Origin of the sequence: Paracoccus sp. Arc7-R13 (assembly GCF_004010775.1) — a bacterium.
In the GTDB taxonomy this organism is placed as follows: domain Bacteria; phylum Pseudomonadota; class Alphaproteobacteria; order Rhodobacterales; family Rhodobacteraceae; genus Paracoccus; species Paracoccus marcusii.
Genome location: NZ_CP034810.1, coordinates 2,890,081 through 2,905,889, shown reverse-complemented (window position 1 = coordinate 2,905,889; position 15,809 = coordinate 2,890,081). Strand labels below are relative to the sequence as shown.

General features: G+C 67.1%; 17 protein-coding genes. 14 read left to right on the top strand and 3 right to left on the bottom strand.

Going from position 1 to position 15,809, the window contains the following annotated elements:
- The first annotated feature begins 25 nt into the window (after positions 1–25).
- The 7 genes from EOJ32_RS14410 (at position 26) to EOJ32_RS14380 (ending at position 6,903) form a co-directional block, all read left to right on the top strand.
- On the top strand, positions 26–907 hold the full coding sequence (locus EOJ32_RS14410) for an ABC transporter permease (protein WP_127899033.1): 882 nt from the start codon (positions 26–28) through the stop codon (positions 905–907).
- The gene (locus EOJ32_RS14405) at positions 904–1,728 is read left to right on the top strand and encodes an ABC transporter permease (protein WP_127899032.1); all 825 of its coding nucleotides are present in this window, start codon (positions 904–906) and stop codon (positions 1,726–1,728) included. The genes EOJ32_RS14410 and EOJ32_RS14405 overlap by 4 nt, the downstream gene beginning before the upstream one ends.
- Positions 1,729–1,732: 4 nt before the next feature.
- Positions 1,733–3,064 carry a glutamine synthetase family protein gene (locus tag EOJ32_RS14400; RefSeq protein WP_046001093.1) on the top strand — a complete coding sequence of 444 codons (1,332 nt, stop codon included), beginning with the start codon at positions 1,733–1,735 and terminating at the stop codon, positions 3,062–3,064.
- An 84-nt stretch (positions 3,065–3,148) separates the two neighbouring features.
- Positions 3,149–3,646: an Lrp/AsnC family transcriptional regulator gene (locus EOJ32_RS14395; RefSeq protein WP_127899031.1), complete on the top strand. Its 498-nt coding sequence runs from the start codon at positions 3,149–3,151 to the stop codon at positions 3,644–3,646.
- A 170-nt stretch (positions 3,647–3,816) separates the two neighbouring features.
- Positions 3,817–4,959: a glycine cleavage T C-terminal barrel domain-containing protein gene (locus tag EOJ32_RS14390; RefSeq protein ID WP_045981978.1), complete on the top strand. Its 1,143-nt coding sequence runs from the start codon at positions 3,817–3,819 to the stop codon at positions 4,957–4,959.
- Between the two features lie 385 nt (positions 4,960–5,344).
- Positions 5,345–5,920, top strand: a complete 576-nt coding sequence (locus tag EOJ32_RS14385; protein WP_127899030.1) for a methylenetetrahydrofolate reductase C-terminal domain-containing protein — start codon at positions 5,345–5,347, stop codon at positions 5,918–5,920.
- Complete coding sequence (locus EOJ32_RS14380) at positions 5,917–6,903, top strand: methylenetetrahydrofolate reductase (protein WP_127899029.1); 987 nt, start codon at positions 5,917–5,919, stop codon at positions 6,901–6,903. The genes EOJ32_RS14385 and EOJ32_RS14380 overlap by 4 nt, the downstream gene beginning before the upstream one ends.
- A gap of 6 nt (positions 6,904–6,909) precedes the next feature.
- On the opposite strand, the gene EOJ32_RS14375 is transcribed toward EOJ32_RS14380, so the two are convergent.
- Complete coding sequence (locus tag EOJ32_RS14375) at positions 6,910–7,188, bottom strand: SH3 domain-containing protein (RefSeq protein ID WP_045982978.1); 279 nt, start codon at positions 7,186–7,188, stop codon at positions 6,910–6,912.
- A gap of 352 nt (positions 7,189–7,540) precedes the next feature.
- Here EOJ32_RS14375 and dctP point away from each other — a divergent pair, with 352 nt between their 5' ends.
- Genes dctP through EOJ32_RS14360 form a run of 3 tightly spaced genes read left to right on the top strand, consistent with a single transcriptional unit; the run spans position 7,541 to position 10,369 of the window.
- Positions 7,541–8,536, top strand: coding sequence for a TRAP transporter substrate-binding protein DctP (gene dctP / locus EOJ32_RS14370; RefSeq protein ID WP_127899028.1), 996 nt, complete (start codon positions 7,541–7,543; stop codon positions 8,534–8,536).
- A gap of 10 nt (positions 8,537–8,546) precedes the next feature.
- On the top strand, positions 8,547–9,104 hold the full coding sequence (locus tag EOJ32_RS14365; protein ID WP_127899027.1) for a TRAP transporter small permease: 558 nt from the start codon (positions 8,547–8,549) through the stop codon (positions 9,102–9,104).
- Positions 9,101–10,369 carry a TRAP transporter large permease gene (locus tag EOJ32_RS14360; protein WP_127899026.1) on the top strand — a complete coding sequence of 423 codons (1,269 nt, stop codon included), beginning with the start codon at positions 9,101–9,103 and terminating at the stop codon, positions 10,367–10,369. Before EOJ32_RS14365 ends, EOJ32_RS14360 begins: the two co-directional genes overlap by 4 nt.
- Positions 10,370–10,408: 39 nt before the next feature.
- Here EOJ32_RS14360 and EOJ32_RS14355 read toward each other — a convergent pair whose 3' ends face one another.
- Together EOJ32_RS14355 and EOJ32_RS14350 are read right to left on the bottom strand one after the other, a co-directional pair.
- Complete coding sequence (locus tag EOJ32_RS14355; protein WP_127899025.1) at positions 10,409–11,299, bottom strand: hydroxymethylglutaryl-CoA lyase; 891 nt, start codon at positions 11,297–11,299, stop codon at positions 10,409–10,411.
- On the bottom strand, positions 11,296–12,507 hold the full coding sequence (locus tag EOJ32_RS14350) for a CaiB/BaiF CoA-transferase family protein (protein ID WP_127899024.1): 1,212 nt from the start codon (positions 12,505–12,507) through the stop codon (positions 11,296–11,298). Before EOJ32_RS14350 ends, EOJ32_RS14355 begins: the two co-directional genes overlap by 4 nt.
- A gap of 197 nt (positions 12,508–12,704) precedes the next feature.
- Between EOJ32_RS14350 and EOJ32_RS14345 the strand changes: the two genes are divergently transcribed.
- From EOJ32_RS14345 to EOJ32_RS20540, 4 genes are all read left to right on the top strand, one after another.
- Positions 12,705–13,412 (top strand): GntR family transcriptional regulator, encoded by a 708-nt coding sequence (locus EOJ32_RS14345; protein ID WP_127899023.1) that lies wholly within the window; start codon positions 12,705–12,707, stop codon positions 13,410–13,412.
- A 119-nt stretch (positions 13,413–13,531) separates the two neighbouring features.
- A complete protein-coding gene (locus EOJ32_RS14340; protein WP_127899022.1) occupies positions 13,532–14,044 on the top strand; it encodes a GNAT family N-acetyltransferase in 513 nt (170 codons plus the stop codon).
- 212 nt (positions 14,045–14,256) lie between these two features.
- Positions 14,257–15,387 (top strand): glycosyltransferase 61 family protein, encoded by a 1,131-nt coding sequence (locus EOJ32_RS14335; protein WP_052714852.1) that lies wholly within the window; start codon positions 14,257–14,259, stop codon positions 15,385–15,387.
- Positions 15,388–15,439: 52 nt separating this feature from the next.
- Positions 15,440–15,568, top strand: coding sequence for a hypothetical protein (locus EOJ32_RS20540; protein ID WP_255352789.1), 129 nt, complete (start codon positions 15,440–15,442; stop codon positions 15,566–15,568).
- The last annotated feature ends 241 nt before the right edge of the window (positions 15,569–15,809 follow it).

Sequence of the window (15,809 nt, the reverse complement as noted above, 5' to 3'; positions counted from 1 at the left end):
CCGCGGCGGCCCTTCGGGAAGTCCCATGTTCGCATATTGCACCGATCCGTCCCTGCTGCAGGGGCTTGCCTGGCTGTCGTGCTACCTGACATCGGGCACGCATCTGCTGTTCTATGCCAGCTTCGGGACGGTGCTTCTGCTGTTGGCGATCACCGCGCCCATCGCGCTGCTGTTCGGCTTTGGCGGTGCCATGGCCAGCCGCTCGCGCATCGCGCCGCTGCGGTGGTTCGGGGGGATCTACACCTCGATGGTGCGGGGCGTGCCGGACATCATCTTCTTCCTGTTCGTGCCGATCGCGCTGGACCAGGGCTTCGAATGGGTGCGCCATCAGGTCCTGTGCGACAGCAATGCGCCCGTCCGGCAGGGCAACGATTTCGTCGTCTGCGCCGCGGCCAAGCTGCCGCTGAACGATGCCGCGCCCTGGGTGCATGACGTCTATGGCATCTTCCTGGCGGTCATTGCCTTCTCGATCGTCTTCGGTGCCTTTGCCGCGAACGTGCTGTCCGGCGCCATGGCGGCCGTGCCCCGCGCCCAGCTGGAGACGGCCGAGGCCTATGGCATGTCGCCCGCGCAGGTGAACCGCCGCGTGCTGATACCGCAGATGTGGACCTATGCCCTGCCGGGCCTGTCGAACCTGTGGATGATCCTGATCAAGGCCACGCCGCTTCTGTTCCTGCTGGGGGTCGAGGACATCGTCTATTGGGCGCGCGAGCTGGGCGGGTCCAAGACCAGCGCCTTCACCTATCCGCATCCGGACTGGCGGCTGTATTACTTCCTGGCGATCCTGGTGTTCTATCTGGGCATGACCTGGATCTCGGAACGCGTGCTGGGCCGCGTCACGCGGCGGCTGTCGCGCGGCCAGGCCACGCTTGGCGGCGAGGCCGAGCGCAAGGGAGCCCCGGCATGAGCTGCGTGCAGACCATCCAGGACTATGCCCTGCGCTCGATCGGCTATGGCGAACGGCTGTTGCCGCGCGAGGGATATGACCTGTGCCAGCAGGCGGTGCTGATCGGGTCGGGCCTGATCTGGAACCTGTACTTTGCAGTGCTGGCGTTGTCGGTCGGCTTCTTCATCGCGACGGGGTTGGCGCTGGCCAAGGCCAGTGCCAACCCCTGGCTGCGCAAGCCCGCGAACGCCTTCATCTTCGTCTTCCGCGGCAGTCCCTTGTTCATCCAGTTCTTCATCGCCTATGAATCGCTGGTGCTGCTGCCGCGGGCGGGCATCGACGTCTTGGGGATGACCATCCAGACCAGCTGGCTGACGCGGGCCTGGGCCGGGGCGCTGATCGTGCTGATCCTGAACACCGCGGCCTACAGCGCGCAGATCTTTCACGGCGCGCTGATGTCGGTCCCCAAGGGAGAGGTCGAGGCCGCCGACGCCTATGGCCTGACCGGCTGGAAGCGGTTCCGGCGGATCGTCTGGCCCACCATGCTGCGCCTGGCCTGGCCCAGCTACACGAACGAGGCGATCTTCCTGTTCCACGCCACGACGCTGGTCTATTTCAGCGGCTTTCCGGCGTTCCAGCAAAAGGGCGACGCGCTGTACTATGCCAGCTACTTCGCGGACCGGACCTTCAACCCCTTCGTCGCCTATCCCATTGCCGCCGCTTATTTCATCGCTGCCACCTTGGCATTGATCTGGCTTTTCGGCAGGGTGAACAGGCGGCTGAACCGGCATCTGCCGGGTGCGACCAGCCGCGTCCGGTACCGTCCCCAGTTGATGAGATAATCCCATGGAATGGCTGCGCGAACACCCCGAGGTCAAGACGATCCGCGTCGCGGCAGCAGACCTGAACGGTGTCGCGCGGGGCAAGCGCGTGCCCGCCCGCTATGCCGGCAAGCTGCTGGAGGAGGGGACCAAGTTTCCCTATTCGGTCCTGAACCTGGACATCTGGGGCGAGGATGTCGAGGACAGCCCGCTGGTCTTCGAATCCGGCGACCCCGACGGGCTGCTGCTGCCCACCGAACGGGGGTTCCTGCCCATGCCATGGCTGGACGCGCCCACGGGGCTGCTGCCCTTGTGGATGTTCCATCCCGACGGCACCCCCTATGACGGCGACCCGCGCCAGGCGCTGGCCCGCGTGGCCGAACGCTATGTCGCGGCCGGGCTGGTGCCGGTGGTGGCGACCGAGCTGGAATTCTTTCTGATCGACGACAGCGGCAAGACGCTGCGCGTGCCGCCCAGCCCGAAATCCGGCAAGCGGCGCACCGGCGGCGAGGTCCTGTCGCTGCGCGCGCTGGATGCCTTCGACCAGTTCTTCACGACGCTCTATGACGCCTGCGAGGCGATGGACATTCCCGCCGACACCGCCATCTCGGAGGCGGGGCCGGGACAGTTCGAGATCAACCTGATGCATCAGGCCGATCCGCTGAAGGCCGCCGACGACACCTGGCTGTTCAAGATGCTGGTCAAGGGCATCGCCCGGACCTACGGCTTTGCCGCCAGCTTCATGGCCAAGCCCTACGAGATGTTCGCGGGCAACGGGATGCACATGCATTTTTCGATCCTGGACCGGGCCGGGCGAAACATCTTCGACAATGGCGGAGAGGAGGGGACCGAGGCGCTGCGCCAGGCTGTCGCCGGCTGCCTGCGCGCCATGCCCGGATCGACCCTGCTCTTTGCCCCGCACGAGAACAGCTTTGACCGCCTGGTTCCCAACGCCCATGCCCCGACCGGCATCGGCTGGGCCTATGAGAACCGCACCGCCGCGATCCGCATCCCCTCCTCGGGCCCCAAGGCCCGGCGGATCGAGCATCGCGTGGCCGGCGGCGACGTGAACCCCTATCTGACCATCGCCGCCATCCTGGGGGCCGCGCTGAACGGGATCGAGGACCAGCTGGTCGCCCCCGCGCCCTTCAAGGGCAACGCCTATGACCAGAAGCTGGCGCAGCTGCCCGGCGACTGGGGCGCCGCGATCGAGGCGTTCGACAGCTGCCCCGAGATCCGCCGCATCCTGCCCGCGCATCTGGTCGACAACTATCTGATGACCAAGCGCCAGGAACTGCATTACATGGCCGAGCTGTCCGACGAGGAGACGGTCGAGCTGTACCTGGACACGGTCTGATCGCGACGATGGGCCGTCCGCCTGTTTCCGGGCAGCAGGGCCGTGGGCAATGTTCGCCGTCCGTGACGGCAAGTGAGGCGGTGGATGAGCAGGCCAGGCCTTGATGCGACCGACATCCGCATCCTTGCGGCCGTGCAGCAGCACGGGCAACTGAGCAAGGCGCGACTGGCCGAGCTGGTGAACCTGTCGCCCACCCCCTGCTGGGCGCGCCTGACGCGGCTGCGCGAGGCCGGGCTGATTCGGGGATACCGGGCCGACATCGCGCTGGAGCGCATTGCCAATGTCACCCAAGTCGTCGTCACCGTATCGCTGGCGCAGCACCGCAAGGTCGATTTCGACCGGTTTGAAGGCCATATCGGCGCCCTGCCGGAGATCACCGAATGCATCGCGACCGGCGGCGGGATGGATTATGTCCTCAAGGTCGTCACCCAAAGCCTGACGGCGTTCCAGACCCTGATGGAATCGCTGCTGGAGGCCGATCTGGGGATCCAGCGCTATATGACCTATATCGTCACGCGACAGGTTAAGGCAGCACAGCCCGACCTCAAGGCGCTGACGCGCGCGCCCGCGCACCCCGCCTGACCCGGCGCGGGATTCTCCGGCCAAGATCGTCCGGTCTGCAGTCCACCCCAAGAACAGCCCGACCGGCCTGTTTGCGCGCCGGATTTGGCCCGTGCGTCGTCCGCATCCGCGCTTAGATGGCAGATGTCCCGCCCCGGCCACCGGCCCATTTTCGTGGAAGAAGACGTCAGATGACCCAGATCCAAGATTTCGGTTTCGGAACCCAGATCCGCAAGTCCCCCTATTTCGACGCGACCGTCCGATGGGGCGCCACGGGGTTCTCGGTCTATAACCACATGTACATCCCGCGCGACTTCGGCAATCCGGTGCAGAACTTCTGGAACCTCATCAACGACGCGATCCTGTGCGACGTCGCCGTCGAGCGTCAGGTCGAGATCACCGGCCCCGACGCGGCGCGGTTCGTCCAGACGCTGACCCCGCGCGACCTGTCCACGATGGCGGTCGGACAGTGCAAATACGTGCTGATCACGAATGCCCAGGGCGGCATCCTGAACGACCCGGTCCTGCTGCGGCTGGCGGAAAACCATTTCTGGATATCGCTGGCCGACAGTGACATCCTGCTGTGGGCGCAGGGGGTCGCGGTGCATTCGGGAATGGACGTCACGATCAGGGAACCGGACGTGTCGCCCCTGCAGCTGCAGGGGCCGAAATCGGGTGCGGTGATGCGGGCGCTGTTCGGCGACGCGATCATGGACCTTCGCTATTACTGGTTGCGCCGGGTCGATCTGGACGGCATCCCGCTGATCGTGTCACGCACCGGCTGGTCCAGCGAGCTGGGATACGAGCTGTATCTGCAGGACGGCAGTCGTGGCGACGCGCTGTGGGAGCGGATCATGGCCGCGGGTGCGCCCCTGGGGCTGAAGGCAGGCCACACCTCGTCGATCCGCCGGATCGAGGGGGCGATGCTGTCCTATCATGCCGATGCCGACATCGACACCAATCCCTATGAGCTGGGTCTGGACCGGCTGGTGGACCTGGACATCGAGGCCGATTTCATCGGCAAGGACGCGCTGCGCCGGATCAAGGCCGACGGCCCCGCCCGCCGCCAGGTCGGCCTGGTGATTGACGGCGCGCCGCTGAAGGGGCCGAACACGACCTTCTGGCCCGTCACCCGTGACGGCCAGGTCGTGGGCAAGGTCACCTCGGCGATCCATTCGCCGCGGCTGGATCGCAACATCGCGCTGGCGATGCTGTCGGCCGGATCGGCACAGATGGGCGCCCAGGTTCAGGTCCGGACCCCGGACGGCACGCGGTCCGCGACCATCGTCGAGCGGCCCTTTCACGACCCCAAGAAGACCATCGCCGTCGCCTGACCCTGCCCCCGGATCACGGAGCCTCAGTCATGTCCGATCTGTTCTGCCCCACAAGGTGCATTGTGTCCCTGTCCGGGAGCCGCCGGGTACTGATGCCTGGGAATGCAGATGCCCGATAAGGCGATGTCGCTGCAGCCCCCCGGGGCAGGGCGCACCTTTCCGGCGACGCGTGGTGCACTGTCGTCCTGCGCCCGCAAGGGGCCGGCCGCGTGCGGGCGGGTGATCAGGGTTGCCCCGGTGCGTCGCCGGTCTGGCACCCGGCGAACACGCCCGACCAGTTCAATCACCCCGCCCGATCGGAATGCGCGTGCTGCGCGATCGGGTCGGGCGACTGAACGCGGCGACATGATGGGCAACCGGCCTTCCCTGCGGCGGGGCGGATAGCATGTACCACCTTCGCCGTCTTGCCGTCCGTCATGCCCGCGCCTTCGAATGGGTCTATGTCCGGTTCGAGGCCGCTCTGGTCGCCCTGGACCCGCTGTTCCGGCGCATCGGGTATCACCGGCTGGAACGCCCCGTCGCCGCGGTCGAGCGGTTGACCAAGGGCCTGCTGTTCGACTGCCGGATGTGCGGGCAATGCGTGCTGTCCTCGACCGGCATGTCCTGCCCGATGAACTGCCCCAAGACATTGCGGAACGGTCCCTGCGGCGGCGTGCGCCCCGGCGACTTCTGCGAGGTCGATCCGCAGATGCGCTGTGTCTGGGTGATGGCCTGGGAGGGGGCCGCCCGGATGCGCGACGGCGCGCGGATCGGCGACGTCCAGCCGCCCGTGGACCGCAGCCTGCAGGGGTCGTCGTCCTGGCTGCGCGTGGCGCGCGAAAAGGCGGCGCACCCGGCCGGGCCGTCCGACGCCCCCCGCGGCACCATCGCCCGCGCCTTTCCGCAGGCCCGCGCCCATGAACCAGCGGCCGCGCCCCTGGCGGTCGAGCCGCGACCGGCCGACCGGGGGCCGCGCCGATGACCGACATTCCGCCCGTCGATTTCGACCGCTGGCAGCCGTCCTATGACCCGCCGCCGCCCGGCCATGTGTCGGGCAGCCGGTTGGAGCGGGTGCTGCGCCAGGGTCATTTCGCGGTCACCGCCGAACTGAACCCGCCCGACAGCGCAGACCCCGCGGATGTCTTTGCCGCCGCGCGCCCGCTGGCCCGGGTCGCCGACGCGATCAACGCGACGGATGCGTCGGGGGCCAACTGCCACATGTCGTCGATCGGCATCTCGGCCCTGCTGACGCGGGCGGGGATCGGGACGGTCTATCAGATATCCTGCCGCGACCGGAACCGCATCGCGATCCAGGGGGACGTGCTGGGGGCGGCGGCGATGGGGGTGCGCAACGTGCTGTGCCTGACCGGCGACGGGGTGGGGCTGGGCGATCAGCCCGGCGCGCGACCGGTCTTCGATCTAGATTCGATCTCGCTGCTGCGCACCATCCGGACGATGCGCGACGATGGCATGTTCCTGTCGGGCCGCCGCATCACCAGCCCGCCGCGCATGTTCCTGGGCGCGGCCGAGAACCCCTGCATCGCGCCGTTGGACTGGCGTCCCGACCGCTTGGCCAAGAAGGTCGAGGCGGGCGCGGACTTCATCCAGACGAACTATATCTTCGACGTCCCGACCTTCGCGCGCTTCATGGCGCGGGTCCGCGACCTGGGCCTGAACCGGCGGGTGTTCATCCTGGCCGGGGTCGGCCCGCTGGCCTCGGCCAGGGCCGCCCGCTGGATGCGCAGCAACGTTCCCGGTGTCCATATCCCGGACGCGGTGATCGCCCGGATGGAGCGGGCCGCCGATCCCGGCGAGGAGGGCAAGCGCCTGTGCATCGAGCTGATCCAGCAGATCCGCGCGATTGCGGGCGTCAGCGGCGTACATGTCATGGCCTATCGCCGCGAACACCTGGTGTCCGAGATCATCGCCCAGTCCGGGGTGCGCGACGGGCGCCCGGCGGACTGACCGCCGTCAGCGATGCGCCAGGTACTCTGCCGCCACATAGCCCGAGACGCTGGGCCGGTCGGCAAGCATCACCCTGCACCAGACCTTGCCGTCGGTGGTCACGCAGTTCTGGCGCGTCAGGCGCGTGCCGTCGGGCAGGCCGATGATGATCCTGTGGTTCAGCCCCGGCCCCTCGCGCAGCTTGAGAAGGTCGTCGGGGCCGGCACCCTGCACCACCGCGCCGGAGCCGACCGCGCAGGCCGTGACCGTCATGAGCGCAAGAAAGGCGGCAAGATATGGTCGCATTGTAGGTCCCTGATCGTTTCGCCGCCGATACGACACCATCGCGCCCATGACGGCAATCGGGTTCGCACCGGTCGCGGTCGATTGACGCTGCTTTGGATGCCGGGAAGGTGGCGTTGCTCAAAGCATTGGGGCCACCGGTCAAGGGACGAACCCTTGACGGAAATTGTGTGCAAGGCGAGTTGGGTGGCCGATACTATTATTCGTCGATGCCCTTTCTGCACGTTGAACGGCGATACCAGATCGTCTGCGCCGCTTTACAGCAAAAATATTGTATGCATTATCTGAAAGTATCGGCACTCGGGGAGGAGCGGCCGGATCACGGCGAGGGGCCGGGAATATCAGGGAGGAAGTGATGAAACACGCGATAGCGGCTGCCGTCATGAGCGGCGCGATGTGCCTGATGGCCGGGGATGCGTCGGCCGAGCGGACCTTGCGCATGACCGTCCAGGTCGGTGCCAACCATCCCGTCGGCGCGAACACCCATTATTTCGCCGAGCAGCTGAACGAGATTTCCGGCGGTGAGATGACCGTGCGCGTCTTTGACAGCGCCTCTCTGTTCAAGGGGCAGGAGGTGCCGCAGGCGATCTCCAGCGGCGCGATCGACATGGGCATCGTGCTGGCCGACGAATATGCGGGGTCCGTCCCGGCAGCCGGCATCTTCTCGGTCGCGTTCATGTTCCCGGACTATCAGATCCTGGCGCGCGCCGCCGACCGTGAGGGCGCGTTCCGCACGACCTTTGACAACCTGCTGCTGGAGGCCGGGTCCAAGGTGCTGTGGTGGCAGGATTACGGCCCGGTGCAGATGCTGTCCAAGGGCGCGCCGGTCGTCTCTCCGGAGGACATGCGCGGCAAGATGGTGCGTGCGACCGGCAAGCCGACCGGCGATCTGATCGAGGCCGTAGGCGGATCGGCGGTGGTCGTCGGCGGCGCCGAGCAGTTCGTGGCCTATCAGCGCGGCCTGGTCGATATCGGGATGAGCGGGACCACCGCGGTCAAGTCGCGCGCGCTCTATGAGGTGATGGATCATGTCACCATGACCAGCCACGGCCTGGCCGAATTCATCGCGGTCATCAACCCGGCCCTGTGGGACAGCATGTCCGAACAGGAGCAGGCCTGGATGACCGAGGCCGCCATCCGCGCCGAGGAGAAGATGCGCGCCGAGACCGAGGCCGAGAATGTCGAGGCCGCGCAGTGGCTGGCCGAGAACGGCCATGCGACCGTCACCGAACTGACGCCCGAGCAGATCGCCGTCTGGCAGGAGGCCACCCGCCCCGCGGTCGAGCAGTTCCGCCAGGAGGCGGGTGAGGCGGGAGACCAGCTTCTGACGGCGCTGGACGCGCTGCGCTGAGGGCAGGGGCATGACTGCATCCCGTGGCGCGCTGCGCCTGGCGGACGGGCTGTCGCTGATCGCGGCGCGCCTGTCCGAGGTGGGCATCGTCGCCATGACGATGCTGCTGACCTATGAGGTGGTGGCGCGCTATGTCTTTCGCGCCCCCACGCATTGGACATCGGACGTCGCGACTACGGTGATGATCTGGCTGACCTTCCTGGCGATGGGCTATTGCCTGCGCGACGGGCACATGATCCGCATCACTGCCGTCATCGGGCAACTGCCCCCCGCAGGCCGCAAGGCGGCCGAGGCGCTGAGCCTTGTGGCGATCCTGGGGTTCTCGATCTTTGTTCTGTGGGTCGCCACGGGATCGATGCTGGACTCGATCGCCTTCGGGCGGCGCCAGCCCTCGATGCTGCGGATGCCGACCTGGATCGCCGAACTGCCGATCATCCTTGGCTTTGCGATCCTGGCCTTGCAGGCGCTGGCGGACCTGATCCGGCTGCCGGGCCGTCCCGCCCCCGATTTCGCCAGCAGCACCGAACAGGAGCTGTCGCACAACGCTCCTGGGGAGGCCGGACGATGACCCCGTTCCTGATCTTCGGCGCGCTTCTGGCGCTGCTGATGACCGGCATTCCGGTGGCCTTCACGCTGGGCATCCTGGGTGCGGGGCTGTTGGCCATCGACGGGTTGCCGCTGTCGATGGTCGCCAGTACGCTGTTCGGCGGCATCAACGATTTCGTGCTGCTGGCCATCCCGCTGTTCCTGCTGATGTCGAACCTGCTGCTGCGCGGGGGGATCGGGCGCGACCTGTTCGTCGCGATGCAGAACTGGGTCGGGCATTGGCCCGGCGGCCTGGGCATCGCGGCGCTGCTGTCCTGCGGGGTCTTCTCGGCCATTTCGGGCAGCTCGATCACCACGGCCGCGACCGTCGGCACCGTCGCCATCCCCGAGATGGTCAAGCGCGGCTATTCGCGCAGCCTGACATTGGGCCTGATGGCGGCAGGCGGCACGCTGGGGATCATCATTCCGCCCTCGGTTCCGCTGATCATCTATGGCGCGATCACCGAACAAAGCATCGGTCAGCTGTTTCTGGCCGGCGTCGGTCCGGGCATCCTGCTGATCGTGCTGTTCGGCGTCTATGTGGTCATCGCATCGGCGATTCAGGGCACCCATCAGGCGATGCCGCGCGCGACCTGGCCCGAACGCCTGGCCGCGACGCGGCGCGCCCTGCCGACGCTGCTGCTGGCGGGCACGATCCTGGGCGGCATCTATGGCGGGATCTTCACCCCGACCGAGGCCTCGGGCATCGGCGCGTCCGTCGCGTTGCTGATCCTGGCGGCAGGCGGACGGCTTAGCCGCGCGGTGTTTCTGGGCGCGGTGCGCGACACGGTCAAGACGACGACGGTCATCTTCCTGATCGTCATCGGCGCCAAGATCTTCGGCCAGGCGATCACCCTCTATCAGCTGCCCGCGCAACTGGCCTGGCTGTTCGAGGACTACTTCAACACGGCGACGCTGGCGCTGCTGCTGATCGCGGTCATGCTGATCTTCATCGGCTTCTTCCTGGAAAGCATGTCGATGCTGCTGATCATGGTGCCGGTGCTGATGCCGACGGTGATCGCGCTTGGCATCGATCCGATCTGGTTCGGCATCTTCTTCGTGCTGCTGATCGAGGTCGCGCTGATCACCCCGCCGGTCGGGCTGAACCTGTTCGTGATCCAGTCGCTGGACCGTGCGCCATTGTCGGTGGTGGCCAAGGGCGCGCTGCCCTTCGTCGCGATCATGCTGGGGTCGGTGTTCCTGATCGCGCTGTTCCCGCAGATCGTCCTGGCGATACCGGGGCTGTAGTGATCGGCGCCCGGCCGGACGGCCGGGCGCCGATGCAGGTCAGGCGCCGAACCAGCCTGCGCGGGCCAGCTGGCCGGTGATCTTGTCCGGCACGCGTTCGGCCAGCCACTCCACCAGCAGGGCCAGCCGGTCGTGATCCAGACCGGTGTCGATCCCCTCGCGGTGCAGCAGGTAATGCACGTCCTCGGTCGCGATGTTACCGGTGGCGCGGGGCGCGAAGGGACAGCCGCCAAGCCCCCCGATGGACGCATCGATGATGCCGGCGCCGCGTTCCAGCGCGGTCATCAGGTTGGCATAGCCAGTGTTGCGGGTGTTGTGCAGGTGCACGCCCCAGGCAATGCCGTCCAGCGCGTCGCGGCAGGCGTCATGGACCCGCGCGATGTCGCGGGGGGCGGCGACGCCGATCGTGTCGGCCAGCACGATCCGGTCGGCGCCCGCCGCGCGCAGCGCCTCTGCCATCTGCGCGATCCGCGCGGGCGCGATCTCTCCCTCGAACGGGCAGCCATAGGCGGTGGCGATCACGCCGGTCAGCTGCCGCCCGGCCTGGCCGACCATCGGCGCCACGGCGGCAAAGGCCGCGAGGCTGTCGTCGCTGCCCATGTTCTGGTTGCGCCGGCAGAACGTGTCCGACGCGACGACCGCAAAGCGCAGTTCGCGCACCCCGGTCGCCAGGGCCCGTTCGGCCCCCCTGCGGTTCAGAACCAGGGCCGACAGCTGGACCGCCGTCAGAGACGGCAGCGCGTCCAGCACCGCCTCGGCATCCGCCATCTGCGGGACGCGGGCCGGGTTTACCATGCTGACGGCCTCGATCTGGCGCAGCCCCGCGGCTACCAGTTCGGCGATCAGATGCGCCCGCTCCTGAACCGAGAACAGGCGCGGCAGGTTCTGCAGCCCGTCGCGCGGGCCGACCTCGCAGATCGTGACGCTCATATCACGCCCCGCGCCTTGAGATCCTCGATCGTCTCCTCGCCAAGGCCGATCCGGGCATAGATCTCGGCGTTGTGCGCGCCCACCTGCTGCGGGCCCAGCCAGGCGATGTCGCCGGGCGTCTCGGACAGGACCGGGAAGACGCCGGGGATGGTGATCGTGCCGAAGTCATCGTCGTGATGGTCACGCACCATGCCGCGTTCGCGGAAGTGCGGGTCCTGGACCACCTCGGCGATCGAGTTGATCGGGCCGAAGACCACGCCGAACTGTTCCAGCCGCGCGGTCAGGTCGGCCACGTCCAGCGACGCGGACCAGGTCGCGATCATCGAATCCAGCAGCTCCGCGTTCTCGCCCCGCGCGATATGGGTCACGAAGCGCGGATCGTCCGCCAGATGCGGCTGGCCCATCGCCTGCGTCAGACGGCGGAACATCGCATCCACATTGGCCGCGATCACCACATAGGTGCCGTCCCTGGCCGGATAGATGTTCGACGGCGCGATCTTGGCAAGCCCGGTGCCGGACGGCTGGCGGACCTCTCCGGCCTTGGAATATTCCGTGACCGTGCTTTCCAGCATCGCAAAGCAGCTTTCGGTGATGGCCGCGTCCACGACCTGGCCGCGCCTGCCGTTCCGGTCGCGGTGATACAACGCCATCATCATCCCCTCGAACGCGAACAGCGCCGTCAGCGTGTCGCCAAGCGAGATGCCATAGCGCGGCGGCGGCATGTCCGGATAACCGTTGATATAGCGCAGGCCAGACATCGCCTCGCCCACCGACGCAAAGCCGGGTCGCGCCGCATAGGGGCCGGTCTGGCCAAAGCCCGAGACCCGCACGATCACCAGCCCGGGGTTCAGGGCGTGCAGCTGCTCCGGGCTCATGCCCCACCGTTCCAAGGTGCCGGGCTTGAAGTTCTCGATCAGGACATCGGCCTGCGCGATCAGCGACCGCGCCAGCTCCTGCCCCTCGGCGGCACGCAGGTTGATCGAGACGGATTTCTTGTTGCGTGCCATGATCGGCCACCACAGCGTCTTGCCCTCGTGCTGCAGGCGGCCCCAGCTGCGGATCGGATCGCCGCTGCCCGGCGCCTCGACCTTGATGACCTCGGCCCCGAAATCGGCGCAGCGGCTGCCGACGAACGGTCCCGCCAAAAGCTGCCCCATCTCGACGACCCGCAGACCCTGCAGCGGCCCGAACGGTGCTTTCCCTGTCATCGCCATCCCTCCCTGATGCGTTCATGACGGTTTTAATCCGCGCGGCCTAAAATTTGTATCCATTTTTGTGGCTGAAGATCGATTTTCTATGGTACCAGTGAAGCATGCCGGATTTCCTGCACTCATTGCCGGGGATTGTAATGCCCCCGACCAGATGATGAACTGCGCCCCAGCAGCACGTGGCGGAAGGGTTCGAGATGCAGCCGGAATCAGCCGAAAGTGCGTCCAGGCGGGCCTATCGCGAACTGCGCCAGGCGATCCTGGAGCGACGCCTGCCGTCCGACCGCAAGGTGACCGAGGTCGGGCTGGCCGAGGACCTGGGCATCTCGCGCACGCCCATCCGCGAGGCGATCAAGCGCCTGCTGCTGGAGGGACTGCTGGAGCGTCGCAAGGGGCAGGGGCTGTGGTGCGTGGTCCCCGACGCCGACGAGGTCCGCGAGATCTTCGAACTGCGGTTGCGGCTTGAATCCTATGCCGCCGCCAAGGCCGCCGAACGCGCGACGCCCGCCCAGATCGAGGCGCTGACCGCCTCCGCCCACCGCATGCAGGCGCTGGCGCAGGTCGCCAAGGACAGCGAAGCCCTGATCGCCGGCATCGACCAGGAGAACGCCCGGTTCCACGCGCTGATCGCCGAGGCGACGCAATCCCCCAGGCTGATGCACCTGATCCGCGCGACGGTCGACGTGGCGCTGGTCACGCGCACCTTCCGCCGCTTCACGCCCCAGCAGCGGCGCCGTTCGGCCCAACATCACCTGGAGATCGCCGCCGCCATCGCCGCCCGCAAGCCGCACTGGGCCGAACGCATGATGCAGGTCCACATCCTGTCCGCCGAGGATACGATGGACAGCGATCCCGCCCCGGACGCGTCCGCCGAAAGCCTGTTCCAGGCTGGCGGCCATGACTGATCGCACCCGACCAATCATCGGAACGCGGCCATCTGCGGTGCCGGTATCCTGCCGGATTTGCGGCGTATGAACTGGTTGCCGGTGGGCCCGCACGCAACGTCCCGATCAAAGGCGATGGCATGAGATTTCGCCTGGCCGAACCTTCCGATGCCCCGATGCTTGCCGCCATCTCGATCGAGGTCTGGCTGGGCACATACATCCGTCACGGCGTCAGCGACGCTTTTGCCACTTGCGCCCTGACACAGTTCACACCCGCAAGGCTGGCCGCGGTGATCGGCGACCCGGACGAACATGTCATCGTCTCTCAGAACGACGACGGGCCGGACGCGTTCATCCGCATCAGCAGCGGAAAGGCGGCGCCCGTCGCTGGCTGCTCCACGACCGAGATATCCACCCTCTATATCCAGCCGCGTCACCAAGGCCGCGGTCTGGGTCGGGCGCTTCTCCACCAGGGATTGGATCATGCGGCGGGCAAGGGCGCCGGTTCGGTCTGGCTGACCACGAATGCCGAGAACGCCCCGGCGATCGCCTTCTATCAAGGGAACGGGTTCGACAGGGTCGGCACCACGGCGTTCCGGATCGCCGATCAGGCCTATCCGAACGCCGTGTTCAGCCGCGCCACCGCCCGATAGGGCCACGACACCACGGCGCGCCGGACGGGAATGCCGCCGGGGTGGATTGCGGCGGTCATCCCATCCGTCCGAACGGCATTTGCTGCATTTGAGCGTGGCCGGGGCGCGTAGCGGCTGGACCGGATCGCTCCGGTCCTGTACCGTTCTCTCCTAAGTTGAAGCATCATGTACCATTTCACCCCGAAGATTTGCAGCCATCGGAGCGTTTGACGATGTTCGACCTCGAAGCCCCCGACGATCTGGTTCTTGTTCAGGACGCGATCCTGGTGCCACCGCCCGTTGACGGGCGGGGCCGCCAGCAGGCGTCGGGCGTTCTGACACCCGACGGGCGGATGGTCGAAAACTCGATCAGCTGGTCGAACAGCCGGGAGCCCGTGAACGCTGCGCCCGCCATGCCCGACACGGTCGAAACCCTGTCCGGCTGCTGGATGTTCGGGGGAACGCTGTACGGTCATTTCGGCCATTTCATCACCGAAAGCTTTGCCCGTGCATGGGCGCTGGACGCGCTGCGGGGCCAGATCGATGGCGTGCTGTTCACGCCCAAGCAAAGCTCGGCCAACCTGGAACCGATGCTCAAGGCCCTGCGGCCGCTGATGGATTCGCTTGGACTGGATGTGCCGGTCCGCTGCATCACCACGCCCACCCGGGTCGAGCGTCTGCACGTGCCGCGCCAAGGCGTCGGCATGGGCGATCTGACCGTCGGCAGCGCCAAGTTCCGCGACTTTGTCGGCGCGCATGCCGGCGCGGGGATCGACCCGGCGGGGCCCGAACGGATCTATGTCTCGCGCAGCCTGCTGCCCGCGCAGCGCGGCGGCCTGATCGCCGAAAGCTTGCTGGAAGGGTATCTGGCCCAGGAAGGCTATCAGATGTTCCATCCGCAAAAGCACCCGGCCGCGGTCCAGATCGCGCATTACAAGGCGGCGCGGGACATCATCACGGTCGACTGCTCTCCGCTGCACATGATGGCCTATGTCGGCAATGCCGCGCAGCGGGTGGCGATCCTGACCCGGCGCAGCATGGACTTTGCACCCGGCTTCGTCCGCCAGCTGCAGACCTTCACCGGCATGACCGCGTTCGAAATCAACACCTTGGAACGCGACTGGGTTCAGGGCGGCGCGCTGCGCCCCGGACGTGGGTCGTTTGGCGAGATGGACTTTCCGCGGACTTGGCGGATGCTGCGCGATCGCGGCATGATTAGCGGCGACACGCCATGGCCGGCACTGACCGACAGCCAGCGCGACGCGGATCTGCAGCGAATCGCCGACCTGCACGGACAGGCCTTCAACCCGTTGGACGAAAATCTGGAACGTCACGCCAGAAGAACGGCCAAGGTCTCGGCATGAGGGGCCATGATCTCTCGGCATCGGGCAGGTCCGGCCGGGTGTCGCCGGCCCGATGACCGGCAGCAACGTGTCCGACGGCTCGACCCCGGGGTCGGATGGCGCATCGGTGCCCGCGCCCATGGTCCTGACGCTGCCTGACACCCCGGACAGTCAGGTCGCCGCGGTCACGCTGCGGGGCTAGCGCGACCTTTCGCTCAGGGCGCATCCGCCCGGCACGGTTCTGTCCGCCGGGCCGGATAGGATCGATATTGTCCAGGGCACCAGCCTGCGATGCGTCCTGCCTGCGACGGCGTTGCTGCAGGCAGAGGCCATTCTGGTCGAAATATGCTTTTCACAGAAAGAGCCATCTCCGCACGGCACCCTGCTGTCATTGATCGATCAGAGCGGGCTGAGTTTGTCGTTTCGCGATATGGGAACCCGTT

What these genes read in the sequence shown, in the direction of transcription:
- EOJ32_RS14410 (WP_127899033.1), top strand. Translation starts at nt 26, where the DNA reads ATGTTCGCATATTGCACCGATCCGTCCCTGCTGCAGGGGCTTGCCTGG.
- EOJ32_RS14405 (WP_127899032.1), top strand. Translation starts at nt 904, where the DNA reads ATGAGCTGCGTGCAGACCATCCAGGACTATGCCCTGCGCTCGATCGGC.
- EOJ32_RS14400 (WP_046001093.1), top strand. Translation starts at nt 1,733, where the DNA reads ATGGAATGGCTGCGCGAACACCCCGAGGTCAAGACGATCCGCGTCGCG.
- EOJ32_RS14395 (WP_127899031.1), top strand. Translation starts at nt 3,149, where the DNA reads ATGAGCAGGCCAGGCCTTGATGCGACCGACATCCGCATCCTTGCGGCC.
- EOJ32_RS14390 (WP_045981978.1), top strand. Translation starts at nt 3,817, where the DNA reads ATGACCCAGATCCAAGATTTCGGTTTCGGAACCCAGATCCGCAAGTCC.
- EOJ32_RS14385 (WP_127899030.1), top strand. Translation starts at nt 5,345, where the DNA reads ATGTACCACCTTCGCCGTCTTGCCGTCCGTCATGCCCGCGCCTTCGAA.
- EOJ32_RS14380 (WP_127899029.1), top strand. Translation starts at nt 5,917, where the DNA reads ATGACCGACATTCCGCCCGTCGATTTCGACCGCTGGCAGCCGTCCTAT.
- EOJ32_RS14375 (WP_045982978.1), bottom strand. Translation starts at nt 7,188, where the DNA reads ATGCGACCATATCTTGCCGCCTTTCTTGCGCTCATGACGGTCACGGCC.
- dctP (WP_127899028.1), top strand. Translation starts at nt 7,541, where the DNA reads ATGAAACACGCGATAGCGGCTGCCGTCATGAGCGGCGCGATGTGCCTG.
- EOJ32_RS14365 (WP_127899027.1), top strand. Translation starts at nt 8,547, where the DNA reads ATGACTGCATCCCGTGGCGCGCTGCGCCTGGCGGACGGGCTGTCGCTG.
- EOJ32_RS14360 (WP_127899026.1), top strand. Translation starts at nt 9,101, where the DNA reads ATGACCCCGTTCCTGATCTTCGGCGCGCTTCTGGCGCTGCTGATGACC.
- EOJ32_RS14355 (WP_127899025.1), bottom strand. Translation starts at nt 11,299, where the DNA reads ATGAGCGTCACGATCTGCGAGGTCGGCCCGCGCGACGGGCTGCAGAAC.
- EOJ32_RS14350 (WP_127899024.1), bottom strand. Translation starts at nt 12,507, where the DNA reads ATGACAGGGAAAGCACCGTTCGGGCCGCTGCAGGGTCTGCGGGTCGTC.
- EOJ32_RS14345 (WP_127899023.1), top strand. Translation starts at nt 12,705, where the DNA reads ATGCAGCCGGAATCAGCCGAAAGTGCGTCCAGGCGGGCCTATCGCGAA.
- EOJ32_RS14340 (WP_127899022.1), top strand. Translation starts at nt 13,532, where the DNA reads ATGAGATTTCGCCTGGCCGAACCTTCCGATGCCCCGATGCTTGCCGCC.
- EOJ32_RS14335 (WP_052714852.1), top strand. Translation starts at nt 14,257, where the DNA reads ATGTTCGACCTCGAAGCCCCCGACGATCTGGTTCTTGTTCAGGACGCG.
- EOJ32_RS20540 (WP_255352789.1), top strand. Translation starts at nt 15,440, where the DNA reads ATGACCGGCAGCAACGTGTCCGACGGCTCGACCCCGGGGTCGGATGGC.